This is a genomic window from Salinispora cortesiana (assembly GCF_000484695.1).
Lineage (GTDB): Bacteria > Actinomycetota > Actinomycetes > Mycobacteriales > Micromonosporaceae > Micromonospora > Micromonospora cortesiana.
The window spans coordinates 123,285-149,310 of record NZ_AXVR01000002.1 but is presented as its reverse complement, the minus strand read 5'-3'; the positions used below and the strand labels follow the sequence as shown (position 1 = coordinate 149,310).

The 26,026-nt window shown below is 69.9% G+C and carries 25 protein-coding genes and 1 pseudogene; 20 read left to right on the top strand and 6 right to left on the bottom strand.

Annotation, left to right across the window (positions count from 1 at the left end; all coding sequences use genetic code 11):
- Positions 1 to 10: 10 nt before the first annotated feature.
- The 3 genes from K228_RS0102315 to K228_RS0102305 all read left to right on the top strand — a co-directional run bounded on the left by K228_RS0102315 (position 11) and on the right by K228_RS0102305 (position 3,739).
- Entirely contained in the window at positions 11 to 1,504 is a 1,494-nt protein-coding gene (locus K228_RS0102315; protein ID WP_025616949.1) for an MFS transporter, read from the top strand.
- Positions 1,501 to 3,003 (top strand): pyridoxal phosphate-dependent decarboxylase family protein, encoded by a 1,503-nt coding sequence (locus K228_RS0102310; RefSeq protein WP_025616948.1) that lies wholly within the window; start codon positions 1,501 to 1,503, stop codon positions 3,001 to 3,003. The genes K228_RS0102315 and K228_RS0102310 overlap by 4 nt, the downstream gene beginning before the upstream one ends.
- Before the next feature lie 169 nt (positions 3,004 to 3,172).
- Entirely contained in the window at positions 3,173 to 3,739 is a 567-nt protein-coding gene (locus tag K228_RS0102305; protein ID WP_025616947.1) for an NADH-quinone oxidoreductase subunit B, read from the top strand.
- Between the two features lie 31 nt (positions 3,740 to 3,770).
- On the opposite strand, the gene K228_RS0102300 is transcribed toward K228_RS0102305, so the two are convergent.
- Positions 3,771 to 4,817 (bottom strand): glucose 1-dehydrogenase, encoded by a 1,047-nt coding sequence (locus K228_RS0102300; protein WP_025616946.1) that lies wholly within the window; start codon positions 4,815 to 4,817, stop codon positions 3,771 to 3,773.
- 177 nt (positions 4,818 to 4,994) lie between these two features.
- Between K228_RS0102300 and K228_RS0102295 the strand changes: the two genes are divergently transcribed.
- The 5 genes and pseudogenes from K228_RS0102295 (at position 4,995) to K228_RS0102280 (ending at position 8,425) form a co-directional block, all read left to right on the top strand.
- On the top strand, positions 4,995 to 5,600 hold the full coding sequence (locus K228_RS0102295) for an NADH-quinone oxidoreductase subunit C (protein WP_025616945.1): 606 nt from the start codon (positions 4,995 to 4,997) through the stop codon (positions 5,598 to 5,600).
- On the top strand, positions 5,600 to 6,562 hold the full coding sequence (locus K228_RS0102290; RefSeq protein ID WP_025616944.1) for a complex I subunit 1/NuoH family protein: 963 nt from the start codon (positions 5,600 to 5,602) through the stop codon (positions 6,560 to 6,562). Before K228_RS0102295 ends, K228_RS0102290 begins: the two co-directional genes overlap by 1 nt.
- A 29-nt stretch (positions 6,563 to 6,591) precedes the next feature.
- Entirely contained in the window at positions 6,592 to 7,554 is a 963-nt protein-coding gene (rarD, locus tag K228_RS0102285; protein WP_029723302.1) for an EamA family transporter RarD, read from the top strand.
- Between the two features lie 22 nt (positions 7,555 to 7,576).
- Positions 7,577 to 7,699: pseudogene (locus K228_RS28150) on the top strand (NADH-quinone oxidoreductase subunit H); the annotation flags it as partial.
- A 66-nt stretch (positions 7,700 to 7,765) separates the two neighbouring features.
- Positions 7,766 to 8,425, top strand: a complete 660-nt coding sequence (locus tag K228_RS0102280; protein ID WP_025616942.1) for an HAD family hydrolase — start codon at positions 7,766 to 7,768, stop codon at positions 8,423 to 8,425.
- Positions 8,426 to 8,437: 12 nt separating this feature from the next.
- On the opposite strand, the gene K228_RS28145 is transcribed toward K228_RS0102280, so the two are convergent.
- Complete coding sequence (locus K228_RS28145; protein ID WP_155251549.1) at positions 8,438 to 8,695, bottom strand: hypothetical protein; 258 nt, start codon at positions 8,693 to 8,695, stop codon at positions 8,438 to 8,440.
- 100 nt (positions 8,696 to 8,795) lie between these two features.
- Complete coding sequence (locus K228_RS26700) at positions 8,796 to 9,662, bottom strand: helix-turn-helix domain-containing protein (protein WP_188116155.1); 867 nt, start codon at positions 9,660 to 9,662, stop codon at positions 8,796 to 8,798.
- 394 nt (positions 9,663 to 10,056) lie between these two features.
- On the opposite strand from K228_RS26700, the gene K228_RS0102275 reads away from it, so the two are divergent.
- The 3 genes from K228_RS0102275 to K228_RS0102265 all read left to right on the top strand — a co-directional run bounded on the left by K228_RS0102275 (position 10,057) and on the right by K228_RS0102265 (position 12,939).
- Complete coding sequence (locus K228_RS0102275; RefSeq protein WP_029723301.1) at positions 10,057 to 10,362, top strand: hypothetical protein; 306 nt, start codon at positions 10,057 to 10,059, stop codon at positions 10,360 to 10,362.
- A gap of 440 nt (positions 10,363 to 10,802) precedes the next feature.
- On the top strand, positions 10,803 to 11,753 hold the full coding sequence (gene tgmB, locus K228_RS0102270) for an ATP-grasp ribosomal peptide maturase (RefSeq protein ID WP_025616941.1): 951 nt from the start codon (positions 10,803 to 10,805) through the stop codon (positions 11,751 to 11,753).
- 4 nt (positions 11,754 to 11,757) lie between these two features.
- On the top strand, positions 11,758 to 12,939 hold the full coding sequence (locus tag K228_RS0102265; RefSeq protein WP_245603401.1) for a methyltransferase domain-containing protein: 1,182 nt from the start codon (positions 11,758 to 11,760) through the stop codon (positions 12,937 to 12,939).
- An 8-nt stretch (positions 12,940 to 12,947) separates the two neighbouring features.
- On the opposite strand, the gene K228_RS0102260 is transcribed toward K228_RS0102265, so the two are convergent.
- Both K228_RS0102260 and K228_RS0102255 read right to left on the bottom strand, forming a co-directional pair.
- Positions 12,948 to 13,694 (bottom strand): response regulator, encoded by a 747-nt coding sequence (locus K228_RS0102260; RefSeq protein ID WP_025616939.1) that lies wholly within the window; start codon positions 13,692 to 13,694, stop codon positions 12,948 to 12,950.
- Positions 13,673 to 14,947, bottom strand: coding sequence for a sensor histidine kinase (locus tag K228_RS0102255; RefSeq protein ID WP_025616938.1), 1,275 nt, complete (start codon positions 14,945 to 14,947; stop codon positions 13,673 to 13,675). Before K228_RS0102255 ends, K228_RS0102260 begins: the two co-directional genes overlap by 22 nt.
- Before the next feature lie 132 nt (positions 14,948 to 15,079).
- On the opposite strand from K228_RS0102255, the gene K228_RS0102250 reads away from it, so the two are divergent.
- Positions 15,080 to 15,979: an ABC transporter ATP-binding protein gene (locus K228_RS0102250; RefSeq protein ID WP_025616937.1), complete on the top strand. Its 900-nt coding sequence runs from the start codon at positions 15,080 to 15,082 to the stop codon at positions 15,977 to 15,979.
- Positions 15,976 to 16,761, top strand: a complete 786-nt coding sequence (locus K228_RS0102245) for a hypothetical protein (protein ID WP_025616936.1) — start codon at positions 15,976 to 15,978, stop codon at positions 16,759 to 16,761. Before K228_RS0102250 ends, K228_RS0102245 begins: the two co-directional genes overlap by 4 nt.
- A gap of 286 nt (positions 16,762 to 17,047) precedes the next feature.
- On the opposite strand, the gene K228_RS0102240 is transcribed toward K228_RS0102245, so the two are convergent.
- Positions 17,048 to 18,109 (bottom strand): glutathione S-transferase family protein, encoded by a 1,062-nt coding sequence (locus tag K228_RS0102240; RefSeq protein ID WP_025616935.1) that lies wholly within the window; start codon positions 18,107 to 18,109, stop codon positions 17,048 to 17,050.
- 237 nt (positions 18,110 to 18,346) lie between these two features.
- Between K228_RS0102240 and K228_RS0102235 the strand changes: the two genes are divergently transcribed.
- The 7 genes from K228_RS0102235 to htpX all read left to right on the top strand — a co-directional run bounded on the left by K228_RS0102235 (position 18,347) and on the right by htpX (position 26,006).
- Positions 18,347 to 19,036 carry a NuoI/complex I 23 kDa subunit family protein gene (locus K228_RS0102235; RefSeq protein WP_188116154.1) on the top strand — a complete coding sequence of 230 codons (690 nt, stop codon included), beginning with the start codon at positions 18,347 to 18,349 and terminating at the stop codon, positions 19,034 to 19,036.
- Positions 19,033 to 19,596, top strand: a complete 564-nt coding sequence (locus tag K228_RS0102230; protein ID WP_025616933.1) for an NADH-quinone oxidoreductase subunit J family protein — start codon at positions 19,033 to 19,035, stop codon at positions 19,594 to 19,596. Before K228_RS0102235 ends, K228_RS0102230 begins: the two co-directional genes overlap by 4 nt.
- Positions 19,593 to 19,940: an NADH-quinone oxidoreductase subunit NuoK gene (nuoK, locus tag K228_RS0102225; protein WP_025616932.1), complete on the top strand. Its 348-nt coding sequence runs from the start codon at positions 19,593 to 19,595 to the stop codon at positions 19,938 to 19,940. Before K228_RS0102230 ends, nuoK begins: the two co-directional genes overlap by 4 nt.
- A complete protein-coding gene (locus K228_RS0102220; RefSeq protein WP_025616931.1) occupies positions 19,937 to 21,886 on the top strand; it encodes an NADH-quinone oxidoreductase subunit 5 family protein in 1,950 nt (649 codons plus the stop codon). The genes nuoK and K228_RS0102220 overlap by 4 nt, the downstream gene beginning before the upstream one ends.
- Positions 21,883 to 23,394: a complex I subunit 4 family protein gene (locus tag K228_RS0102215; protein ID WP_025616930.1), complete on the top strand. Its 1,512-nt coding sequence runs from the start codon at positions 21,883 to 21,885 to the stop codon at positions 23,392 to 23,394. Before K228_RS0102220 ends, K228_RS0102215 begins: the two co-directional genes overlap by 4 nt.
- Before the next feature lie 19 nt (positions 23,395 to 23,413).
- Entirely contained in the window at positions 23,414 to 25,015 is a 1,602-nt protein-coding gene (locus K228_RS0102210; RefSeq protein WP_025616929.1) for an NADH-quinone oxidoreductase subunit N, read from the top strand.
- 121 nt (positions 25,016 to 25,136) lie between these two features.
- Positions 25,137 to 26,006, top strand: coding sequence for a zinc metalloprotease HtpX (gene htpX, locus K228_RS0102205; RefSeq protein WP_025616928.1), 870 nt, complete (start codon positions 25,137 to 25,139; stop codon positions 26,004 to 26,006).
- Positions 26,007 to 26,026 lie beyond the last annotated feature (20 nt).

Genomic DNA, 26,026 nt, shown 5'->3' with positions numbered 1-26,026 from the left:
ATTCGACGCCATGGACGCGCCGCCGGTTGGAACCGGTCCACCTGCTGCTGGCTCCACCGCCCTCCCGGCGCCGGCCGGCGCCACTGCCGGCTCGCCCGGAAGCGCGGCGCTGCCCCGACGGGTGCACCTGGGCTACGCCACCGGATCGTTGGCCACCGGGGCCTTCGGCGCCGTGCCCGGGCTGCTGCTGCTGCCCTACCTGACCGACACGCTGGGTGTGACGGCGGGAATCGCCGCCCTGCTCGTGCTGCTGCCGAAGGCGTGGGACGTGCTGGTCAATCCGGTCGCCGGCCGGATCTCCGACCGCACCCGCTCCCGGTGGGGAGCCCGCCGCCCATACCTCCTCGGCGCCGGGATCGCGCTCGCCGTCTGCTTCGCCGCGATCTTCGCAGCGCCGTTCGGCACCGGGGCGGCGGCCGGCGGCTACGTGGCGTTGGCCTTCCTGGCCACCGCGACCGCGTTCGCCTTCTTCCAGGTTCCGTACGTGGCGATGCCGGCCGAGCTGACCACCGGCTACACCGAGCGCACCCGGTTGATGACCTGGCGGATCGCGGTGCTGGCGTTGGCCATCCTGGTCTCCGGCGCGGTGGCCCCGCTGGTGCGGGACGCGGGCGGTGGCGGGATCGCGGGGCACCGCTGGATGGGGCTCTTCGTCGCCGGCCTGATTCTGCTGGGCGCGGTCGGGGCGTTCGTTGGCACCCGGTCCGCCCCGGTCGGCATCGTGCAGGAGAGCGAGCCGTCGTTGCGGACGCAACTCGCAATAGCCGGACGTAACCGCGCGTTCCGGGCGCTCCTGGCCTGCTTTGTGATCCAGTCTGCCGGGGTGGCGACGATCTTGGCCGGGGTGAACTACTTCGCCACCCAGATCCTGCGCAACCCGGAGAGCGGGCCCACCGTCCTGTTCGCCTGCTTCGTCGGGCCGGCGCTGTTGGTCATGCCGCTGTGGAGCCGGTTCGGACAGCGGTTCGGCAAGCTCGCCGGGCTGGTCGCCGCCGCGCTCCTCTTCGCCGCCGGTGCGCTGGCCCTGGTCGCCGCCGAGGTGCTCCCCGCCGTCGGGATCTACCTGCTGGTCGCGCTGGTCGGTGTCGGGTACGCGGGCCAGCAGGTCTTCGCCCTCGCCATGTTGCCCGACTGCATCGCCTACGACGAGGCCCGCACCGGTCGTCGGCAGGCGGGCGTCTTCACCGGGGTGTGGACCGCCGGGGAGACCTTCGGGCTGGCGCTCGGGCCAGGCATCTTCGGTCTGGTGCTCCACCTCTCCGGCTACCTCTCGTCGGACACCGGAGCCGCCGCGACCCAGCCGGAATCCGCCCGGCTCGGCATCCTCCTCGGCTTCACCGTCCTCCCCGCCATCCTGGTCGGTGCCGCCACCCTGCTGCTGCGCCCCTACGCCCTCACCTCCGTCGATCTCGGCAACGTCATGGCGGAGCCATCTGCCCACGAGTCCGAGCACCCGGCGGGGAGTACGGTCACCGAAAACCATGGAAAGGGCACCACTGAATGATCGACGAAGCGGGGCTGCCCGCCCACGGACTGCCGGCAGAGCGCGTGCTGGCTGGAATCCGGGCACTGCGCAGCGGGGACCGGCCCACCCACGGCGGACGGCTGTTCGCGTACGTCTACGACCCGGCGGTTCCCGGGCTGGATGAGCTGACCGCCGCCGCCCACGCGGAGAGCGCCCACGTCAACGGGCTCGACCCGACCGCCTTCCCGTCCCTGCTCGCGATGGAGAACGCGTTGGTCGGTGCCGCCGCCCAGCTACTCGGGGGCGGGCCCGGCACCGCTGCGCCGGACGTGGTGGGCTCGGTCACCGGCGGGGGCACCGAATCGCTGATCCTGGCGGTGAAGGCGGCCCGGGACGCCCACCCCGAGATCACCGAACCCCGGATCGTGATGCCGGTCACCGCCCACGCCGCGTTAGCCAAAGCCGGCCACTACCTGCGGGTGGCCGTGGACATGGTGCCGGTGTCGGCGGAGACCCTGCGCCCCGACCCGGCCGCCGTCGCCGCCGCGATCCGCCCCGAAACCGTGCTGGTCGTCGCCTCCGCCCCGGGGTACGCGCACGGGGTCATCGACCCGGTCGCCGAGATCGCGGCGGTCGCCGCCGACGCCGGGGTGCGCTGCCACGTGGACGCCTGCTTCGGTGGCTGGGCCCTGCCCTGGCTCCGCCGCCTCGGCGAACCGGTGCCGGCGTTCGACTTCGCCGTACCCGGGGTCACCTCGATCTCGGTCGACCTGCACAAGTACGCGTACGCCCCGAAGGGCGTGTCCATCCTGCTGCACCGGGACCCGGAGCTGCGCAAGCCGCAGTACTTCGTGCACGCCGACTGGCCCGGCTACACGATGATCAACCCAGTGATCGCCTCCACCCGCTCCGGCGGGCCGATCGCCGCCGCCTACGCGACCCTGCGTCACCTGGGCGAGGACGGCTACCTCCGGCTGGCGGCGGTGACCCGGGACGCGGTGCGAGAGCTGGCCGACGTCGTCCGAGCCACGGACGGGCTGCGGCTCGTGGCCGAGCCCGAGTCGACCGTGATCTGCTTCACCGCGACCGATCCGGAGCTGGACCTCTTCGTGCTCGTGGACGAACTGGGCGCGCGGGGCTGGCACACCCAACCACAGCTCGCCTACGCCGGTCTGCCGCGCAGCGTGCACCTGACGGTGACCGCGTCAGTGGCGCCGGTGGTAGCCAAGTTCGGCGGTGACCTGGCCGACGCCATCGCGGCGACCCGGGCGGCCGGGCCGGTCACGCTCCCCGCGGAACTGCTCGCCCTCGCCCGCTCACTGACCCCGGAGGGGCTGACCTCGGACCTGGTCGCCGGCCTGGCCGCCGGGCTCGGTCTCGGCCTGGGCGAGGCGGCGGACGCCGGGTCGGCCGAGCCGGTGCCGGACCGGATGGCCGTGGTGAACACCCTGCTCGAAGAGGTGCCGGCGGCGCTACAGGAGCGCCTGCTCATGGAGTTCGTCGGCCTGCTTCAACGACCCACCTGGTCGCACGACTGACGGCGGGGACGCCCGCGAGCGGCGTAACCGGCGTCTGCTCGCCCGGCCCTACCAGGCGCGGTCCGATCCTTACCGGCGCAACCAGGTCGACACCGGCCCGGTTGCGCCGGGCGCCGCCGCGGGCGCTGTGGTTGACTGTCGTACCGGGAACGGATGAGGGAGGCCCGAGGTGCAGGTGCCGGCTGTGCTGGGCGAGCCGATTCGATTCGTGCTGAACTGGGGCCGGCGCTACTCGCTCTGGGTCTTCAACTTCGGCCTCGCCTGCTGCGCCATCGAGTTCATCGCCACCAGCATGAGCCGGCACGACTTCATGCGCCTCGGGGTGATCCCGTTCGCGCACGGTCCCCGACAGGCCGACCTCATGGTGGTGTCGGGCACGGTCACCGACAAGATGGCCCCCGCCATCAAGCGGCTCTACGACCAGATGCCGGAGCCGAAGTACGTGATCTCCTTCGGTGCCTGCTCGAACTGCGGCGGGCCGTACTGGGACTCATACTCGGTCACCAAGGGCGTTGACCAGCTCATCCCGGTCGACGTCTACGTTCCGGGCTGCCCACCCCGGCCGGAGGCGCTGCTGCACGGCATCCTGCGGCTGCAGGAGAAGATCGCCGCCGAGCAGGCCGGCGTCGGCGGGGTCTCCCGTCCGGACGCCCTCGCCGCACCGGCCGACGCCCCCGCCCCCCGTTCCGCCGAGTCGCTGACCGCCCCGCCAGTCCGTCCGCCCGACCCGTCCTGACCCGTTCCGTTCCTGCTGGGGCGTCCCCAGCTCAGGCGGTGAGGTCCAGGACCACCTTGACTTTCTCGTCGCTGACCTCGTACGCGGTCGTGAAGTCGGACATCGGTATCCGGTGGGTGATCAGGGAGTCCAGCCACGAGTGGTCGGCCCGGACCAGCGCCGCCACGGCCTGTTCCCAGTGTCGGCGGTTGCCGGTGACCGACCCGAAGACCACCTTGTTCTCCAACACGAGCGTTCCGTTCAGCGCCCCGGCGTCGAAGTCGATGGTCCGGCCACCGCTGGACATGCCGGTCAGGCAGACGATGCCGTTCGGGCCGACCCTGCACATCGAGTCCAGCACCACCGTCGGGCTGCCGGTGCACTCCACCAGCACATCCGGCTGGAAGTCCAGCTCGTTGACCGACCCGGTGTGGTAGCTGGCACCGAGCGTCCGGACCAGGTCCGGCTTCGGCCCCGTCGTGTTTCGGTCCAGTACGTGGACGGTCAGTCCACGTTGGGTGGCGAGCAGCGCGGCGAGCAGGCCGATCGGCCCGGCGCCGGTGACCAGGACGGTCCGCGCGTCCCAGTGGGTGCGCTGGCCGATCCGCTCGATCTGCTCCCACGCCTTGGCGACCACGCTGGCTGGTTCCAGCAGCATCCCCACCCGGGCGAGGGTGGCGTCGAGCGGCACGGCGAACTTCGGCTGCACCCGCCACCGGTCTCGGGCGAAGCCGGGGAGCCCGCTGATGCCGTGCTCGGTGTACAGCCCATTGCGGCACATGTCCCACTCGTCCGCAGCGCAGTTCGGGCAGGGCAGCGGGTCGGGATGCCGAACGATCGCGGCCACCAGGTCCCCGCGGTGCAGGGTGCCGGTCGGGTCCGCCAGCACCCGGCCCAGCGACTCGTGCCCGATGACCAGCCGCTCCTGGTCGGGGGGAGCGTCACCGCGTTCGCCGGCGATAATGTCCTGATCGGTGCCGCAAACCCCCACCGCCAGCGCCTCGACCAGGATCGCGCCCTCCTCGGCGGCCGGCTCGGGCCAGTCCTCGACCAGGCGGAGCGAGCCGGGGATCCGAGGAGAAACCGTCACCGCGCGCATGATCCTGATCTTCGCCGAGGGAGGCGGGCGCCGGGTGCCGAACACCATGCGGACCCCCGATCGAGCCATCGGCCGACCGGGGACCCGCGGTCACGCCATCGGCCGGCCGTCCGCGCGGTGGAGATTGGCTGCCGCTGGGCAACGCACGCCGACTCCAGCGGTCATAGGATCGGCGACATGACTCTGGACGAGGTAGGCCAGCGGATGGCCGCGTTGCTCGCCCCGGTCGAGGTCACCACCTCGGTCTCCGGCGGTCAGGCGTACGCCCGCGCCACCGTTGACGTGCCCGCGGAGAGCTGGACCGACGCGCTGCGTGCGGCCCGGGACGACGCCGAGCTGGCCTGTGACTTCTTCGACTGGCTCTCCGCGGTGGACGAGTTGGCCGCCGGGTTCGACGTGGTGGTGCACCTGTGGTCCAGTACGCGTCGGCACGGGCTGCTGCTGCGTACCCGGGTGCCCCGCGCGGCGCCGCGGGTCACCTCGGTGGTCGACATCTTTCCGGGTGCGGCCTGGCACGAGCGCGAGACACACGAGATGTTCGGCATCGACTTCGTCAACCACGTCGACCTCAAGCCGCTGCTGCTGCCCCCGGAGTTCGAGGGGCATCCGCTGCGTAAGGAGTTCGTCCTCGCCTCCCGGGTGGCCAAACCCTGGCCGGGGGCGAAGGAGCCGGGCGAGGCCAAGGCCGGTGGCGGTCGCCGGCCGATGCGCCCACCGGGCGTGCCGGCGCCGGGGGAGTGGGGCCCGGCACCGACTTCCCCCGAGAGTGGGGGGACGGCCTGATGCCGCTCTGGGTGGAGCTGCTACTCCGGGTCGGCGGGGTGCTGGTCGCCTTCCTCACCCTGCCGCTGCTGGTCGGCCAGGCCGAGCACAAGGTCATGGCGCACATGCAGGGCCGGCTGGGCCCGATGTACGCCGGCGCCTTCCACGGCTGGGCGCAGCTGATCGCCGACGGCGTGAAGTTCGTGCAGAAGGAGGAGATCACCCCCCACGGGGCGGACCGCCCGGTGTTCCGGCTCGCTCCGGTGGTGGCCCTGGTGCCCTACCTGCTGGTGCTGATGGTGATCCCACTCGGGCCGGGTGATCTGGTCGGGCAACCGCTGGACATCGGTCTCTTCTTCGTGCTCGCCGTGGTCGGGGTCGGCGTGGTCGCCGTGCTGATGTCGGCGTGGGCCTCCGCCAACAAGTACAGCCTCCTCGGTGGTCTGCGGGCCGCGGCCCAACTGCTCGGCTACGAGCTGCCGTTCGTGCTCGCCGCCGCGTCGGTGGCGATGGCGGCCGGCACCCTGAGCCTGCCGGGCATCGTCGAGGCGTGGCAGCCCTGGTGGCTGATCTGGCAGGCCCCCGCGATGATTGTCTTCTTCGTGGCGGGGCTCGCCGAGATCCGGCGGCCGCCGTTCGACATGCCGATCGCCGACTCGGAGCTGGTGTTCGGCTACCTGACCGAGTACACCGGCCTGCGCTTCGCGTTCTTCCTGCTCGCCGAGTACGTGGGGGTCGTGGTGATCGCCGCGCTCACCACCGTGCTGTTCCTCGGCGGTTGGCAGGGGCCGTTCGCCGACGCGCAGCTCGGCTGGCTCTGGACCCTACTCAAGGTCGCCGCGGTCAGCTTCGTGATCATCTGGTTCCGGGTCAGCTACCCACGCCTGCGTGCAGATCAGCTCCAGCGGCTCTGTTGGCTGGTGCTGGTTCCCGTGTCGCTGGCCCAGCTTGTCCTGACCGTCACCGTCCGCATCGCCCTTTAGCGTCTGTCATCCCTTAGCGTTGCGGAGTGATGCCTCGCAAGCTCGGCTACCTGTACGGCATCGGCGCGTACGTGCTCTGGGGCTTCTCTCCGCTCTACATGAGACTGCTCCGGCCGGCGAGCCCGTTGGAGATCCTGGCCCACCGGGTCGTCTGGTCAGTGGTCTTCGTCGCGCTGGTGCTGGCAGCGATGCGCAACCGCAGCTTCCTGCGAGCGCTGCTGCGCAGACCGCGGGCCCTGGCCGCGCTCGGCATCGCCGCCGCACTGGTCGCCCTCAACTGGGGCACCTACATCTACGGGGTCAACTCCGAGCGGGTGGTGGAGACCTCCCTCGGATACTTCGTCAACCCGCTCGTCGTGGTGCTACTCGGAGTCTTCGTACTGCGGGAGCGGTTGCGCCCCGCGCAGTGGGCGGCACTGGGCGTGGGCGGGGCGGCGGTCGTGGTGCTGACCGTCGACTACGGCCGCCCACCGTACCTGGCGCTGGTCCTCTCGTTCACTTTCGCCGGGTACGGGCTGGTCAAGAAGCGCCTCGGCCTCCCCGCCGCCGAGGGGCTCTTCGTCGAGTCGGCGGTCCTCGCCCTACCCGCGTTCGCGTACCTAGCGTGGCTGGGTGGCACCGGCGGGGCCGCGTTCGGGGCGGTGTCGGCGGGACACACCGCCCTGCTGGTCTCGGCCGGAGCGGCAACCGCGATTCCGCTACTGATGTTTGCTGGTGCGGCCAACCGGCTGCCGTTGACCAGCCTCGGGATGCTTCAGTATCTCGCCCCGATTCTCCAACTCGGCTGCGGCGTCATCATCTTCCGCGAGCCCATGCCCCCCGCTCGCCTGGCGGGCTTCGCCCTGGTCTGGCTCGCGCTCGCCGTCTTCACCGTCGATGCCGTCCGCGCCGCCCGCCGCCTCACCCCGCAACCTGAGGAAGGAGCATTGGCCGCGGTTCAACCCGGAGCCAGCACTTCACCTCAGCAAGAGCGCAAGATCGTTTCGGGCTGAACTGTCGGTCCTGAGTAGTGACTGGTTCTGGGTCAGCTACCCACACCTGGGTGTAGATCAGCTCCAGCGTCTCTGTTGGCTGGCGCCGATCCCCATGTCGCGGGCCCAGCTTGTCCTGGCCGTCACCGTCCGCATCGCCCTTTAGCGCCTGCCGTCCCATATCGTTGCCGACAAGCTCGGCTAGTGGCTCGCCGCCGGGTAGGTTTGACCAATGACCACGAGCGCGACGGTGCCGGATGGTAGGGCCTACGAGGCTTTGATATTTGACTGGGATGGCACGCTGGTGGATTCCAGTGAGGTCTGTTTTGCGGCTTTGGCACGTGCGATGGCAGATGTGGGAGTCAAACTAGATCCGGATTGGTACTGGCCGCGGCAAGCCATTGCGTCGCCCGACCTGCTGCTCGTGTGGGAGCAGGAGTTTGGCCAATTGCCAAAACCGATTGAAGAAATTATCGGTAGGTGCCGCCAGTACGTGCGGGCAGCCGCTCCTAATCTGAGAGTCATCGATGAGGTGGTCCTGGTTGCGCGCACAGCGCGGCGACGCGGCCAGCGGCTCGGCATCGGCTCGAACTCGTCCGGGAGCGTCATGGCTGCTGGGCTTGAAGCGACAGGCCTTGCAGCCCTGTTTGATGTCGTAGTCACCTGGAGTGATGTGCCGCAGGGCAGGGGGAAACCCGAGCCGGATATCTTTTTGCTGGCTGCCCAGCGGCTCGATGTTGAGCCGGCCGACTGCTTAGTATATGAGGACACTGAGGCGGGTATCGCGGCGGCGATTTCGGCAGGTATGACGGCATACAATGTCCAGACTGGCGTCCTGAGTAGGCTTCCTGGAGTGAAGTCTGTGCTGACGGAGTCAAGTGCGGTGGATTAAGAATCGCCGTCGTCAGGTCACCGCAATAAGCCCAGATCGCCGGGCAAGGTCATGCACGAGTGTCCGAACCCTTGCCCGGTCACGAAAGATCAGTTCGCGCAGCAGTTCCCGTACCAATGTCGAGTCTCGAACCTCTTCATAGGAGTGCTTCTCGGCATCGAGAAGCCGGAGTATAGCAGGCTCATCTGCGCCTTGACGGACGAAGCCGCGTGCCATATTGATCAGCGCGGCCGCACGGCGCTCCACGCTCGGAATTCCTTCGAATTTCAAGCGCGAAGAGTATTTGACGACATCGTCGCATCGCCCAAGCTCAGCACTTATAGCGAGCCGATGAATGTCGACGTTCGTCGGGCAGAAAGCCGTCCAGGGATCACAGTATTTTCCGGTCGCGCGGGTTGCCTGCTCGGCAACTTCGTGAAGCGCCCACGCCCGTCCGTCTTTCGTCGGACTGGGCGGCACTGATGGACGCCGCAAGGTGCAGCATCCCGTAGTCTGCGATCAGCTTCGAGTCAGGTTCTGTTTGGTTGATGCACGCCTTGACCTCGTCGGCAGCGGCGAGACATAAGCGTGTCGCCTCGTCTTGTTGCCCGGCTCGACGATAAGATGCAGAAAGGGCCCATGCGCCCATTGCGACCAGGTGAGGGTCGTCTGCCTCTCGTGCTGCATACATCGCCCTGTCGGCGGCGATCCAGGCAAGGCCCGCGTCCGGTAGATGATGCAGCCATTGGCGGGCGATCTGGTACGCTCCTGCGAGATTCTGAGCGACCGGTCGCCGGTCGCCAGCGCCATGGCGGATGGCAGTAGCGTCAATAATCAAGCTAGGCAGCAGGTCGCCCAGCATGGTGTGAGCAAACGGCGAGCTATGCCAGATTTTCCACGCCTCGGCCACTCGCTTACCGATATTCGATTCTGCGGCTTGCGGTAGGGATGTAGGCACTGCTACCCGCATGATCGCTTCCCGGACTGCGGCCACAGCATCGCCCGACGGGCGCTGCCTTGGGCTGTGATTATCTATAGGGCGACTTATTAGATCCTCAATCTGACACCGCACGGCCTGTGCGATCCGTAGCAGATCAGTAAGGCGTTCGGCGTGTCGACGGCCTTGTTCCACTGCCGACACCCACTGCACGGACTTTCCGATCCGTGATGCAAGCTCCTGTTGGGTGACCTTGGCGGCGCGGCGATGAGCGGCGATGTTCGTCCCGATCCCGCGCACCAAACTCGACTCAGTGCTCATACCTACGACATCCTCCTGGCACCAGGATACGGACACTGCTACCGATGTAGTAGTTCCAGCATGCAATGGAGTCATAAAGTTTGGTCAGCATCACTGATCGCTTCAAGCTGATTGGCCGGTGTAGGTCGCCCTAACCGGACGTGCCACGAGCTGCCGTTCGGTTAGGTGCCCTCCCCACAGCGAGGGGTTGAGAGTCCCTTTCCAGAGAAGAGGAGACTGCCATGCGAATGCGCTGGTTTCGCTGCAAAGAGCCGGATCCGCCCGCCCTGCCGCAACGAGTCCGGGGTACGGCCCCGCCAGCGTGGATGACGCAGCCGACCTGCTGCTACCCCCGGCCGGGTAGCGTCGGCCGACTGACCCCAGCTCAGCAGTGGCGGGCTAACGGAGGTCGTTGGTGAACCTTCATCAGCTTCCACAGCCGAGGCTTGGTCCGTATCCGGAGCACCCTCAGCACCGCACCGGAGACCGGCCACCCCACACCCCGCTACGGCCCAGGTGGGCGTGTCGTGCCTGCGGCCAGCCTTGGCCCTGCGGCGAAGCCCGCCTCCTCCTTAAAACCGAATTCGAGGGTCGAAAATCAAGCCTGTTGATCTACTTTTCTGGTCTGTTCTACGAAGCGATGCACGATCTCTACTACCTCAACCCAGGTGGTCAGGTCGAGCCCCACGAGCTGTTCGACCGGTTCGTGTCATGGGCGTAGTAGCTAGAGCTTCGATGATGCGGCCGAGGGCCCCGCCGGCCCATCTCTGCCAGATGACCCCAGATCGTTCGGTAAGGCAGGAGATCGGAGATGGCATGTTTGGATCAGTGGCTTCACCTCAAGCATTGGTTAGCGAGAGTGAACGATTCGCAACGGGGCGCGCCGTAGCCCCAATGAGTGACAGCGCTCTGTCGGAGCGGGGGGTACGCCCCTTCGGGCTGAGTTTCGCACGCCCGCTGGACAGGACTGATCGCGTCGCGCTGCCTGAGTGGCGGTGGTCCGACGACCGTCAAATCGGTGTCACTCCCAACGGTGAATCCTGGCACCAAACCGTCCAGGCTGGAATCATGAAAACGACCGGGCCATCGCCTGACGGAGGCCCCAACACCGGGGGCGAAGAGTGGACTCCGGACTTCATGCCGGACCAGCCGAGCTGACACATGACCGTTCTGGTGCTTGCCGCAGACGTCGACCCGACGGTAGACGCGGTGGTGGAGATGCTGACCCGGCGAGGCGTTCCCATATTTCGCTGTGACACCTCGTGGTTTCCCAGCCGCCTCAGTCTGGATGCGGAGATGACCGAGGCGGGTTGGCGCGGCGTTGTTCGTACTGAGCACCGGACGGTGGCGTTGGAGGGGTTGCGGTCTGTGTGGTACCGCAACCCCACCACGTTTGCTGTCTCGGATCGCATGTCGCCGGCCGAACGGTGGCACGCCACTCACGAAGCGAAGTTCGGGCTCGGTGGGGTCTTGTGGTCTTTGCCGGTGCGCTGGGTCAACCACCCGGGCCGGCAGGCAGAAATGTACAAACCGATGCAGCTTACTGTGGCCCAACGGTGTGGTATCCCGGTTCCTGCGACCCTGGTCACCAATCAGGCTGATGCGGTGCGCCGCTTCGCCGATCACCACCCCGGCCACGTGGTTATGAAACCTCTCAGCTTCGGTTCCATCCTCGAAGAGGGGTGTCGCAAAGCGCTGAACACTCACCTGCTGTCTCGCGCGGACCTAGCCGACATGCGCGGGGTCGAGACAACGGCCCACCAGTTCCAACGCTTTATCGACAAGGCATATGAGGTGCGGCTGACGGTGGTGGGTGAGCGGATGTTCGCGGCAGCCATCACCGCGCACAGTGAGGAGGCGCGGATAGACTTTCGAGCTGACTACGATGCCCTCACCTATAAAGTCGAGGATGTTCCCGGCCGGGTGGCCGATGGGGTTAGTGCATTCATGTCCCACTTCGGAACCGTGTTCGGTGCCTTCGACTTCGTGGTCGACCCAAACGGCAAATGGTGGATGTTGGAGTGCAATCCAGCCGGGCAGTACGGTTGGATTGAAGGCGCAACCGGGCTGCCAATAGCCCCCGCGTTAGCTGACTTACTGGAGAAAGGGTGATGAATTGACTGACTGGCAGCCGTGGGCGGCTACGTTGGCAGACAAGCTTGCCGCTGAATCCGCGATAGCCGATGACCAGTGGCGGGCGGCATTCGAGGGCACCCCGCGACACGTGTTCGTACCTCGATACTGGGAACTTGACGAGTACAACCGTCCCAGCCGGCTCGTGGACGGCGCCATCTCCGCCCACCGTCCGGAGTGGCTGGAAGCCGCGTACACTGATCGTTTTTTGGTGACCCAGTGGGTGGCTGACGAGGACAGGAGGGTCGTCACCAGCTCAGCCTCCCTACCGTCACTGGTGGCCAGGATGCTGCACATCCTTGACGTTGCAGACGGTCACCGCGTCCTAGAAATCGGTACCGGTACCGGCTACAACGCAGCCCTACTGTGTCACCGGGTCGGCGCGCAAAAGGTCGTCAGTGTGGACATCGACGCCGGCCTGGTAGCCGACGCCGCCGGCCGCTTGAACACCGTGGGTTACGCGCCCACGGTGGTTGCCGGAGACGGAGCGCTGGGCGTCAAGGGTCACGGCCCGTATGACCGCATCCTGTCGACCTGCGCCACGCGTGGGGTGCCACCCGCGTGGATCGACCAGCTCGCCGACGGCGGACGGATCGTCACCCCGTTAACCATGGGCGGGGCGCTCGCGGTGCTGACCAAATCTGGCCCCGACGAGGTGTCCGGTCATTTCGACGTGGAACAGGCCTGGTTCATGGCGATGCGTCCTGCCACCCGGGCGATGCCGGTCGGCTTCCTCGCCGACCAGCCCCAACCCGTTTCTGATGAACTCGCGGGCCTCGGCGTCAGTAGCCTTGAACCCAAGGCGCTGGCGGACCCTGACTTCCGGCTGTGGCTCCTGCTCCACCAGCCGACGCTGCATTTTGTCGAGCACTTCGACAACGAGTTGGCGCATGCCGGGCTTACCGTCCACGACGGAGCTGACATCGCCACCGCACTGCGGCGCGCTGATGGGCCGCTGCACGTCCGGCAGTCGTCCCCCAGGCGGCTGTGGGACACCGTCGAAGTGGCGTGGCGGTCGTGGATTGACCACCACAAGCCGCGACGCGATCGGCTCGGGATCGCCGCCACCACTGATGACATCCAGTACGCGTGGCTCGATCACCCGGCTCGACACCAGGGCGGAGGTGGCCGTGCCGGTGTCTTCCGCTGGCCATTGCTCGCCTGACCCTCTGCTCAGACCAGACCGGCGTCGTGGACCAGAAGCGCCACCTGGACCCGGTTGTTGAGATCCAGCTTCGCCAGCAGCCGCGACACGTACGCCTTGACCGTCGCCACACTCATGAACAGCTCCCCCGCAATCTCGGCGTTGCTGCGGCCCCGGCCAAGCGCGATCGCGACCTCCCGTTCCCGCTCACTCAACCCGGCAAGACGCCCCTGTGCCCGCTGCCGGCGCGAATCAGCGCCAACGCCCCCGGTGACGTGCGCGACCAGTTGGCGGGTAACCGTCGGAGACAACATGGTCTCACCCACTGCCACCCGCCGGAGGGCATGCACGATCTCAGTCGGTGCAGTGTCCTTGAGCAGAAAGCCAGCCGCCCCAGCCCGCAACGCCCGCAGCACCTGCTCGTCAGCATCGAATGTCGTCAGCACCAACACTTCAGGTGCGTTGGGCGCAGACCGCAACTTCTCCGTGGCCGCCAGCCCGTCGAGCTGCGGCATCCGGATGTCCATTAACACGACGTCCGGCGCGTACGTGGCCACGGCAGCAGGCACCTCGGCGCCATCAGTGGCCTCCCCCACCACCAGAAGGTCCGCCACACCGTCGATAATCATCGACAGCGCAGCCCGAACCAGCGGATCGTCGTCGACGATCAACACCCGAACCGGACCGGCCGGCGCCCCACCATCCGCCGGCGAGCCGTTCGACCCCGCAGGGCCCGGCTCGCCGGACGGACTGGTCAGGCCGGCCACGGCAGCCACGCGGCGAGCCGGAAGTGCCCGGCGGCGTCCCGTCCGTGCTCCAGCCGCCCGCCCGCCAGACCGACCCGCTCGGCCACACCGACAAGCCCAGTCCCGGCGCCGGGAATATCAGCACCAGAACCGGCCGCAGGGCTTCCCACGCCCTGCCCCGCTACGCCAACCGGCCAGGGATTGCGGATCTCGACAGTGAGCCCGTCGCCCCGGCGCCCGGTGAGCCGCACGTCGACCACCACACCCGGGGCGTGCTTGCGGGCGTTGGTCAGCCCCTCCTGCACGATCCGGTACACGCTGCGCCCCACCGTGGGCGGCAGCTCCACCCGTTCGGCGACTTGATCGACGAGACTCACCCGGACACCGGCGGCTCGAGACTCGCTGATCAGCGTCGGCACGTCGACGAGGGTGGGCTGAGGTCGTTCCGGTTCGGCGCCCTCCGCCACTCCGGTCTCCGCCCGGAGTACCCCGATCACCTCCCGCAGGTCCCGCAGGGCAGCGTGTGCGCTGCCCCGGATCACCCCGGCCGCCCTGGCAACCTCCTCGGACGAGGCATCTGGACGGAATTCCAGTGCTCCAGCGTGCAGGCTGAGCAACGAGATGCGGTGCGCCAACACATCATGCATCTCCCGGGCGATGCGGGTACGTTCCAACTGTCGAGCCCGCGTCACCCGCAGCTGCTGCTCAGCCTCGGCCCGGTGCGCCCGCTCCCGCAGCGACACCACCAGCTGCCGACGTGCCCGGACGAACATGCCCCACGCCAGCATGGCCCCGAGGCACAACAGGATCCAACCCACGACCAACCACAGCGACCTCACCGGTTCGGGGCGTAGCCGCAGATAGATCGGTATGGCGAGCAGATGTACACCGAACATGCTGGCGGCGACCGGGAACGGCCGGTGCACGCTCACCGTGAACAGAATGATCAGCAGCGCCACGTCGCCACTGACCGAGAACAACGCCAGCGGCAGGCTGGCCAACGCCAGACCCACCGGCCAGCGCCGACGGACCCAGAGAGCACCGCAGAGCACCAGGCTGGCCAGGAAGTCGACCTCGTTGAGCCAGCTCGGTCCGGCGTTCAGCGCCAACGCCGGCTCGGCCGACAGCGAATCCTCCCACGCCACCAGCGCCCAGCCGAGGGCGGCCAGGAAGCAAAGGCTGTCGACGAACCAATCCCGCAGTGTCCGCCGGGCCCGGGCCGTGGGGGCCGTCAGAGTGCCCGGAAGGAGCCAGGAGTGTTCGGATACGGCGGTGCTGGTCACTGGTCAATCGTAGGGACCGGCCGGGGAGACCCGACAGCTACTAAAGTCGACGCCGGCCATGGCCCAAGGTCTACCCGACGACAGTCGGCCGGCCGCAGCACACCGCCGGGTGGTTCCGGCAGTTTCGATGCCATGATCATGGTCGAACACCTCACCAAGCGGTACGGCCCGCACACGGTCGTCGACAACGTCTCGTTCCACTGCGAGCGAGGCACTGTTACCGGCTTCCTCGGACCGAACGGTGCCGGCAAATCCACCACCATGCGGATGATCTGCGGGTTGACCCCGCCGACCGACGGCAGCGCAACGGTCGCCGGCCGGCCGTACCGGCAGCTACCCAATCCGGGACGGGAGATCGGGGTGCTGCTCGACGCCTCGGCCCAGCACTCGGGGCGCACCGGGCGGGAGACGCTGACCCTGGCGGCCACGACGATGGGTGTGGACCGTAGCCGGGTCGCCGAGGCGCTGGACCTGGTCGGATTGAACGCGGTCGCCGCCAGGCGGCGGGTCGGGGCGTATTCGTTGGGGATGCGGCAGCGGCTCGGCCTAGCGCTGGCGCTGCTGGGTGACCCCCGGGTGCTGATCCTCGACGAGCCGGCCAACGGCTTGGACCCAGAGGGCATCTACTGGATGCGCGGCCTGCTGCGCGACTTCGCCGACCGGGGTGGCACCGTGCTGCTGTCGTCGCACCTGCTGCGCGAGGTGGAGGCAGTCGCCGACCGGCTGCTGGTGATCGGCGGCGGCCGGATTGTTGCCCAGGGCGCCAGGGACGTGTTGCTCGCCGACACGGGCACCCTGGTCCGGGCACGGGACTCGGATTCCCTGCGGCTCACTCTGCAGCGGGCCGCACTGGACGTCACCGCCGACACCAACGGCGGATTCGTCGTGCACGCCGAGCCGGGCGTCGTGGGCCAGGCCGCCGCCGACGCCGGGTTGGTCCTCACCGAACTGCGGCCCGCCGCCGACGGCGGCCTCGAACAGCTCTTCCTCACCCTCACCGCGGGCGCGACCACGAAGGAGGCCGTCAAGTGACCATGACCGCCGAGCCCACCACCGAGGCGGACACCCGCGTCGCGGCCGCCAGGCCGTCCATAGCCCGACTGACCTCGATCGAGCTACGCAAGCTCACCGACACCTGGGCCGGCCGCTGGCTGCTGGCCGCCATCGGGCTGATCGCGGTCGCCATCGCCGTGGTGCAGCTGTTCGTGTTGGACGACGCGGAGCAGACCTTCACCAGCTTCCTCTCCCCGTCGCTGCTCCCGGTGGGCCTGCTGCTGCCGGTGGTCGGCATCCTGTCAATCACCTCGGAGTGGACGCAGCGCACCGCGCTGACCACGTACGCCCTGGTCCCACATCGGGAACGGGTGGTGCTGGCCAAGCTCGCGGCGGTGGTGCTGGCGGCACTCGCGTCGGTGCTGGTGAGCCTGGCCGTGGCCGCCGCCGGCACCCTCGCCGCCAAGGCCACCGGTGGCGCGGGAAGCTGGGACGGCGAGTGGGCGTTGGTACTGAACGCGGCCGTGTTCCAGTTGGTCAACGTACTGATGGGGGCCGCGTTTGGCCTGCTGCTGCTCAACACCCCGCTGGCGATCGTCGGCTATCTGCTGCTGCCGACGGTCTGGAGCATCCTCGCCACGATGATCTCGGCGCTGCAGGGCCCAGCCAACTGGCTCGACACCTCGATCACCATGGAACCGCTCTACGGCAGTGAGATGACCGCCGGGCAGTGGGGCCGGCTGGCGGTCTCGGTACTGGCTTGGGTGGCCGTGCCCTTGGTCGCCGGCCTGCTGCGGACCCTGAGGCGGGAGATTTCCTGAAGGGATCGCAGCATATCGATTTCCGCGAAGCGTGAGCCCGACCTGCGCGTCACTAATCACGTCTGACGGGATCGCAACAAGCGTCGTATGACGGCGAACTGCCCCGCCCTCGGCCTCACAGCTGGGCGGGGCGGTTTCACCTCGCATGCCAAGGATCGACGTGTCGTCCCGAGGCTCGTACGGACGCGCTGCTCCGAGACTTCGAGACCGACAACAAGGCCGGACCGGCCGACCGTCGACGCTCTCGACCTCCGGGGCTCACCGGCGGCGACTCACGGCGGCTCCGTCAGCGTGGTGGGGTGTGTGCGGGGTCGACCCGCTCGGCTGGTGGGGGCGGCGGTGGGGCGGTGCCGTCGCCGAAGGGGCGACCACCCAACTCCCCCCGACCGTGCGGTGTCAGCCAGTTCGTCAGGTCCGGCCCGAGCGGGACGATCCCGGTCGGGTTGAGGTCCCCGTGCACCTCGTAGTAGTGCCGCTTGATGTGATCGAAGTCGATGGTGTCGCCGAATCCGGGGGTCTGGAACAGGTCCCGGGCGTACGCCCAGAGCACCGGCATCTCGGTCAACTTGCTGCGGTTGCACTTGAAGTGGCCGTGGTAGACCGGGTCGAAGCGGACCAGCGTGGTGAACAGCCGTACGTCCGCCTCGGTGATCGTCTCCCCGACCAGGTAGCGGCGCTCGGCCAGCCGGTCGCTCAGCCAGTCCAGCCGGTCGAACAGCCGCCGGTACGCCCGGTCGTACGCCGACTGGCTGCCGGCGAAGCCGCAGCGGTAGACCCCGTTGTTGACATCGGCGAAGACCACTGCATTCACCTCGTCGATCTCGTCCCGGAGCTGCTGCGGGTAGAGCTCCGGTGCCCCGTCGCGGTGGTACGTGGTCCACTGGGTTGACAGGTCGAGACTCATCTGCGCGAAGTCGTTGGTCACCACCTGCCCGGTCGGTACGTCGATGATCGCGGGGACCGTGATCCCGCGGTCGTAGCCGGGGAAGCGCGCGAAGTAGGCGTCCGCGAGCCGTTCGATGTCCAGCACCGGATCCCGCCCACCGGGGTCGAGGTCGAAGCTCCAGCTTCGCCGGTCGTGGGTCGGGCCGGCGATCGCCATCGAGAGGACGCCCTCCAGCCCGAGTAGCCGTCGGACGATGACCAGCCGGTTCGCCCACGGGCAGGCGCGACTCACCGCCAGCCGGTACCGCCCCGGCTCCACCGGCCAGCCGTCCCCGCCGTCGGCGGTGATCCGGGTGGCGATGTAGCGCTGATCCCGGGTGAACTCACCGCCCGGCTCGACGTACCTTCCGCCGGTGCGGCGCAGCGCCGCCTCGCCGCTGCCCGCCGTCGCGCCCTCGGTCACGCCGCCCCCTCTGGTCGTCGCGATGCGCCCACTACCCATCATCGCCGGATCAGACGGCGCGCGAAGCGTCGTGCCGTAACCCGGCCGTGCCTCGCCCGACCGATGGGTTACCTGCCGGCTGTGGCCGGCAGCCGCAGCTCGCCCCGGCCGATGGTCGCCGCCGGTACCGGCCGGCAGCCGCACTCCGCGCCGGGTGGTGGTCGCGCCCGCCGGGGGGCACAGGGCAGGATGGTCGGCATGACCGACCCCAGCGAGCGCAGCGACCCGGCCGACGGTGAGCGCAGCCTGCCCGGCGTGGGCCTGGTTAAGGGGCTCGGGGTCACGTTGAAGACGATGACCCGCCGCTCGGCCACCCAGCAGTACCCGGATGTCGCCCCGGCGTTGCCGCCGCGCTCGCGCGGCGTGATCGCGCTACTCGCGGAGAACTGCACGGTCTGCATGCTGTGCGCCCGCGAGTGTCCGGACTGGTGCATCTACATCGACTCGCACAAGGAGGAGGTGGTGGTGCCCGGGGCGGCCCGTGCCCGGCAACGCAACGTGCTGGACCGGTTCGACATCGACTTCTCGCTCTGCATGTACTGCGGGATCTGCATCGAGGTCTGCCCGTTCGACGCGCTCTACTGGTCCCCGGAGTTCGAGTACGCCGAGTACGACATCAAGGACCTCCTCCACGACAAGGAGCACCTGGGCGAGTGGATGGGCACCGTTCCGCCGCCGCCGGCGCACGACCCGAACGGCGAGCCGGCCAAGGAAGAGACCGCCGCCGCGCGTAAGGCCGCGATCCCCGCCGAGCGCCCGTCGGCCGCTCCGCCCCGCGCCGGCGAACGCCCGACGGCCGCCCCGCACCGCTCTGCCGAACGCCCACCGCCCCGCCCCGGGTCCCGACCAGCCGGGGAGAACGCCACCGGGGAAGGCCCGACCCCGTGACCGGCACCGACGCGCTGCTGCTCGCCCTGGGCGCGCTGGCGGTCGGCTCCGGCGCCCTGGCGGTGGCCACCCGACACCTGGTCCGGGCCGGCCTCTACCTGGTGCTCTGCCTCGCCGCCGTGGCCGGGATGTACCTGGTCCTCACCGCCGAGTTGGTCGCCTGGGTGCAGGTGCTGATCTATGTGGGGGCGGTGGTGGTGCTGCTGCTCTTCGCGGTGATGCTCACCCGTGCTCCGATCGGCGCCTCCACCGATCTGGACCGACCGGGTTGGCCGGCGGCCCTGATCGGCGGCGGCACCGGGCTCGGGCTGGCCGCACTGCTGGTGGAGGCGTACTGGTGGTCGTCGGTGCCGCTACCCACGGCGGGTAGCGCCGAACGAATCGGGGAGCAGATCTTCGGCAGCTGGGTGTTGCCCTTCGAGGTGCTCTCGGTGCTGCTGCTCGCCGCCCTGGTGGGGGCGATCATCCTGTCCCGCCCCGACATCGGACGGTCGCCGGTGGACCAGGCCGGCGTCAGCGGGGCGGACGAGGCCTCCGCCGAGGGTAGGCGGCCCCGGTGAGGCCGGTCATCCCCTACGTCACCGCCGCACTGCTGTTCGGGCTCGGCACGTACGGGGTGCTGCGCCGGCGCAACGCCATTCTGGTGCTGATCGCGGTCGAGTTGATGCTGAACGCGGTGAACCTGATCCTGGTCACCGCCGACACCACAGTTCGATCCCAGCTGCCGCACGGCGGCCAGGTCTTCGCGCTGTTCGTGATCGTGCTGGCCGCCGCCGAGGTGGGCGTCGGGCTGGCCATCGTGCTGCAGCTCTACCGGCTGCGCGCCAGCGTGGCCGTGGACGAGGTGCCGCTGGCCGAGCCCCCGCCCACCACAGCGGCCACCCCTGGGGAGGCAGACCGGTGAGCACGCCCGTCCTGCTCGGCACGCTGCTGCCGGCCGTACCCCTGGTGACCGGCCTGCTCGGCCTCCTGCTGCCGCCGGCGTCCCCGCAGGCCGGTGCGGCGCGGCAGCGGGCCCGCCGGGCGGCGATCACCCTCGGGACGACCGGCGCGGCCCTGTCGCTACTCCTCGCCGTCGCCCTGCTGGTCACCCTCGACGCCCCGGCCGAGGCCACCCGGACCTGGATCGACTTCGGCGACCTGACGGTCACTCTCGGCGTCCGGCTGGACTCGACGGTGGCGCTGGTGGCGGTCACCGTCGCCGCGGTGGCCCTCGCGGTGCAGGTCTACTCGATCGGCTACCTCCGGAGCGGCCCGCACGACGAGGTGGACGTCGACCATCGCTACCCGCCGTACGCGGCCCAGATCAGCCTCTTCACCGCCGCGATGCTGCTGGTGGTGGTCGCCGGAGACCTCATCCTGCTGCTGGTCGGCTGGGAGGTGATGGGCCTCTGCTCGTACCTCCTGATCGCCCATGAGCGACGGCTGCCCGCAGCACCCGGCGCCGCGATGAAGGCATTCCTGGTCACCCGGGTGGGCGACGTCGGCTTCCTGCTCGGGATCGCGCTGCTCGGCGTCTCCGCCGGCAGCTTCCGGATCGCCGACGTGCTCGGCCACGACCACGCCACCGGGCTGCTCACCGCCGCCTGCCTGCTGTTGCTCGCCGGGGTGGCCGGCAAGAGCGCCCAGTTCCCGCTGCACACCTGGTTGCCCGACGCGATGGCCGGCCCCACCCCGATCTCCGCGCTGATCCACGCGGCGACCATGGTGGCCGCCGGGGTCTACGTCGTCGCCCGGCTCTTCCCCCTCTTCGTGCAGGTGCCGGTCGCCCTGGCGGTGCTCGGTGTGCTGGCCTCGATCACCCTGCTGCTGGGCGCGTTCGCCGCCATCGCCCAGGACGATCTCAAGCGGGTCCTCGCCTGGTCAACGGTCTCCCAGCTGGGCTACCTGACCGGCGCGCTGGCCGTGGGCGCGCCCGCGGCGGCCCTGTTCCACCTGCTCACCCACGCCGCCTTCAAGGCGCTGCTCTTCCTCGCCGCCGGGGCGGTGATCCACGCCGCGGGTACCGCGCTGATGTCCGAGCTCGGTGGCCTGCGCCGCACGATGCCGGTGACCTTCTGGTCCATGCTGATCGGCCTCGGCGCGCTGGCCGGGCTGCCGCCGCTGTCCGGCTTCTTCAGTAAGGACTCCGTGCTGTACGCCGCCGAGGAAGCGGCCCGGCACGGCGGCCCCGCGCCGGACTGGGTGAGCTGGTTGGTGTGGCTGGCCGGGCTGGTCGGGGTCACCCTCACCGCCGGGTACGCCACCCGGCTGCTGCTGCGCACCTTCTTCGGTGCACCCCGCAGCCCGCTGCGTCAGCCGCACGACCCGCCCGCGGTGCTGCGCTGGCCGGTGCTGCTGCTGACCGTCCCGGCGGCGCTGCTCGGTCTGGCCGGATTCTCCGGAACCTTCGCCGGGTGGCTCGAACCTTACGGGCCGGCCACCCGGGAGCGCCCCGCGGAGCTGCTGCCCGCCGATCCGCTGGTGCACCTCGGCCCAACCGTGCTGCTGCCGCTTGTCCTGCTGGCGCTCGGGGCGGGGCTCGCCTGGGCCCGTTGGCGGCGAGATCCCGCCGGTGACCCGGCCGCGCTGCTGGGTCGGCTGCGACCGCTCAGCGCCCGGGCGTTCTGGCTCGACGACCTCCAGCACACCCTGGTGGTACGCCCGATCGGCCGGCTCGCCGCTGGTGCGCGTACCGCCGACGAGGTGGTGGTGGACGGGGCGGTCACCGGCAGCGGTCGGGTCGCCTGGTGGCTTGGGGGCGGGCTGGCGGCGTGGCACCGCGCCACGCTGCCCCGGGCCGCGGCCGGTGTGCTGGCCGGCGCGCTGCTCATCGGGCTGGCGGCGGTGCTGATCGGAGGCGACGCATGAGTGGGCTCGTGGGGCAGGTCCTGCTGGTCGCGGTGCTGGCGGTGCCGGCGGTCGGCGCGGTGGTCGTCGCCGCGCTCCGACACGACCGGGCCGCCCGCCTGGTCGGTACGGTGGCCGCCGGGCTGACCCTGCTCGCCGCGCTGCCGCTGGTTGCGGGCGGCGACGACGGTGGGACGGGCGCCGACCCGAGCCCCGCGGTCCGCCCCTGGCACCAGGTGGACCTGCCCTGGGTGCCCGGCCTGGACCTCCGCCTCCACCTCGGGGTGGACGGCATCTCCTGGCCGCTGGTCGTGCTGACCGCGCTGCTGACCCTGCTCTGCTGCGGCTACACCCTGTGGAGGGTCCCCAGTGGGGGGAGCGGGCGGGCCTTGGTGGCGTTGCTGCTGGTGGTCGAGGTGGGCATCCTCGGCACCTTCCTCGCCCTCGACCTGGTGCTCTTCTTCGTCTTCTTCGAGGTCGTCCTCCTGCCGATGTACGCGATCATCGCTGGCTGGGGTGGGCCGGACCGGCACCGGGCGGCCCGAAAGTTCGCCCTCTACACCCTCTTCGGTTCGGTGCTGCTGCTGGTGGGCGTCCTGGTGGTGGTGACCGCCGCCGGCACCGCGGACATCGTGGCGCTGACCGGCGGCACCGGGCTCTCCCGCGGGCCGCAGCTCGCCGCGTTCACCCTGCTGGCGCTCGCCTTCGCGGTGAAGAGCCCGCTGTGGCCACTGCACTCCTGGCTGCCCGACGCGCACACCCAGGCGCCCACCGTGGGCAGCGTGATCCTCGCCGGGGTGCTGCTCAAGATGGGAACCTACGGGCTGATCCGGGTCGCGGTCGGCGTCGCCCCCGAAGGCGCCGAGTGGGCCGCGCCGGTACTCGGCGTGCTAGCTGTCGCGGCGATCCTGGTCGGCTCCCTGGTCTGCCTGGCGCAGACCGAGCTGAAGCGGCTGATCGCGTACTCCAGTGTGGGGCACATGGGCTTCGTGCTCCTCGGCGTCGCCACGCTCACCGGTACCGGGCTGCGGGCAGCCCTGATCGGCAACATCGCGCACGGGATCATCACCGGCCTGCTGTTCTTCCTGGCCGGTGCCATCAAGGACCGGGCGCACACCGGTGACCTGGCGGACCTGTCCGGGTTGCGGGAGACCGCGCCCCGGCTGGCCGGGCTGCTCGGCTTCGCCGCCGTCGCCTCGCTGGGCCTGCCCGGCCTGGCCGGCTTCTGGGGAGAGGCCTTCGCCGTGATCGCCGCGGTCCGCGTCGGTGGTCCCCTCTGGCTGACCCTCGCCGTCCTCGCGGCGCTCGGCGGTGCGCTCACCGCCGCGTACCTCCTGCGGCTGCTCCGCCAGGTCACCCACGGCCGGGCCAGCTCGGCGGTGGCGCAGCTCGGGCCGGGTGTGGCGAGGGCGGAACTGCTGACCTGGGCGCCGCTGGTGTTGCTCACGCTCGCCGTGGGGTTGGCCCCGATCCTGGTCCTGGGCGTGGCCCAGGCGCCGGTTGACGCCCTGCTGTCGGGGCGCCCGTGAGCTGGGTGGAGGTACGGGCATGAGCATGGTGCAGACCGTCGACAACGTGGCGCTGCTGCCGGCGTACCTGGCCGCCGGGACGGCGGTGCTGGTGCTCCTCGCCGACCTGCTGGTGGCGCGGGCGCGGGTCACCGTCTCCGCCGCCGCGCTCGGTGCGCTCGCCACGGCCGCCGGCGCGATCTTCGTTGGCGGAGGCGGCGAACGTCGTACGTTCTGCGTCGGCGCCGACTGCTCGTACGTCTTCGGTGGCCGGGCGGCCTTGGTCGCCGTGCTCGTCGCGTTGCTCACCCTGGGCGTGCTGGGGCTCTCCGGGCCGCTGCTGTGGGCCGGGGCGACGCCGGTGGGCGAATACTGCTTCCTGCTTGCCGCATCGATGACCGGTGGGGTGGCGCTCGGTGCGGCCGGTGACCTGATCACCCTGATCGTGGCGCTGGAGACCCTAACCCTTCCGCTGTACGTCCTGGTGGGCCTGCGCCGGGGCAGCCTGGCCAGCATCGAGGCGGCGGTGACCTTCTTCGTGGTCAGCGTGGTCGCCACGACGCTGACCCTGCTCGGGGCGGCCCTGCTCTACGCGTCCACCGGTGCGCTGCACCTCGGCCGGCTCGGGGTGCTCTTCGCCGAGCAGCCGGAGCTGCTCGACATCCCGCTGACCACGGTCGCCGTGGCGCTGGTCGTGGTGGGGCTGACGGTCAAGGTGGCGGCGGTGCCCTTCCACGCCTGGGCGCCCACCACCTATGACGGCGCGCCACTGCCGGTGGCCGCGTACCTCTCCACGGTCTCGAAGCTCGGCGGGGTGGTGGCCCTGCTCGCGGTGGTGCAGCACGCCCTGCCGGCCCGGATCACCGGCCCGGTGCTCGCGCTGCTCGCGGTGTTGACCATGACCGTCGGTAACCTGGTGGCGCTGCGCCAGCGCCGCACCGTACGGCTGCTCGCCTGGTCCTCGGTGGCCCAGGCGGGCTACATCCTCGCGCCGCTCGGCGCGCTGGCCCTCGCCGCGGGCCGCACCGGCGACGCCCGCGCCGCCGCCTACGCGGCAGCGGTGGCGTACACGGTCTTCTTCGTGGTCCTGGAGCTGGCGGCGTTCGCGGCCGTGGTCGCGCTGCGACCGGCGGGCGCAGACGGCGGCACCCTCGATGAGTTGCGGGGCGCGGCCCGGCGCCGGCCGTGGGCGGCGGTGGGGCTGGCGCTGGCACTGGTCGGCCTCGCCGGTCTGCCGCCCGGCCTCGCCGGGCTCTTCGCGAAGGTCACCGTGGTCCGGTCGCTGCTTGACGGCGGTGCTGCCTGGCTCGCCCTGGTGGTGGCGGTCAACGCGGTGCTCGGCCTGGCCTACTACCTACGGGTTGCCGCCGCGCTCTGGTCCACCGACCGACCGGCAGCGGCGCCGGCCGACCCGGCGGTGGCGGCGGTGCCTGCGACCGGACCGGCGGTGCCTGCGACCGACCCGGCAGCGGCGGTGACGGGTCCGAAGGTGGTGCCGACCGACCCGAAGGTGGTGCCGACCGATCCGACAGCGGTGCTGGTCCGGGCGAAGTCAGTCGCGGTGGTCCTGGCGGCGGCGACGGTCGTGGCGCTGGTGGTCGGCTTCGCCCCGCAGCTCGTGCTCGACCTCGCCGCCCGCTGACCCAGCGGCCTGCACCCCTCGTTACCAGGCATTTCACAGCCATATGACGGATGGTTGACGGGTACCGGTGGTGTTGAACCGGTCAGCGGATCGACGCGGTCCGCGCACCGAAGGAGTGACCGTGCACCATAACCGTCTGAAGACCGCCGTGCTGCTCGGCCTGCTCACCGCCCTGATCCTGGCGGTGGGCTACTGGTTCGGCGGCAGTGGCGGACTGGTCATCGCCGTCGTCATCTCGCTGGGGATGAACGGCGTCAGCTACTTCTACTCCGACAAGCTCGCGCTGCGTGCGATGCGGGCGCAACCGGTCAGTGAGGCACAGTTCCCCGAGCTTTACCAGATGGTGCGGGAACTGGCCGCCGAGGCCCGGCAACCGATGCCTCGGCTCTACGTGAGCCCGACCAGACAGCCCAACGCGTTCGCGACCGGTCGGAACCCGCAGAACGCGGCCGTCTGTGTCACCCAGGGGATCGTCGAGATCCTCGACTATCGCGAGCTGCGTGGGGTCATCGGGCACGAGCTGTCGCACGTCTACAACCGGGACATTCTTATCTCCAGCGTGGCCGCCGGCCTGGCTGGCATCATCACCGCGTTGGCCAACCTGGCGTTCTTCATCCGGCTCGGGGGTGACGACGAGGAGGGGCGCAACCCGGTGGTGCTGCTGTTGACCATGATCCTGGGGCCGATCGCGGCCACGCTGATCCAGCTTGCGATCGGCCGTAGCCGCGAGTTCCAGGCGGACGCTTCCGGCGCCCAGCTCACCCGAGACCCGTTGGCCCTGGCCAGTGCCCTTCGGAAGATCCACAAGGGCACCCAGGCGCGTCCGCTGCCGCCGCAGGGACAGCTCACCAGCGCCGCCCACCTGATGATCGACAACCCGTTCAAGGGCGGCGGCATGGCGGCGCTCTTCTCCACCCACCCCCGGATGGAGGAGCGGGTCGCCCGACTGGAGCAGATGGCCGGCAGCGCCGGGCCGATCCAGTACCGCTGAACCGGCTGGGTTCAGGCACC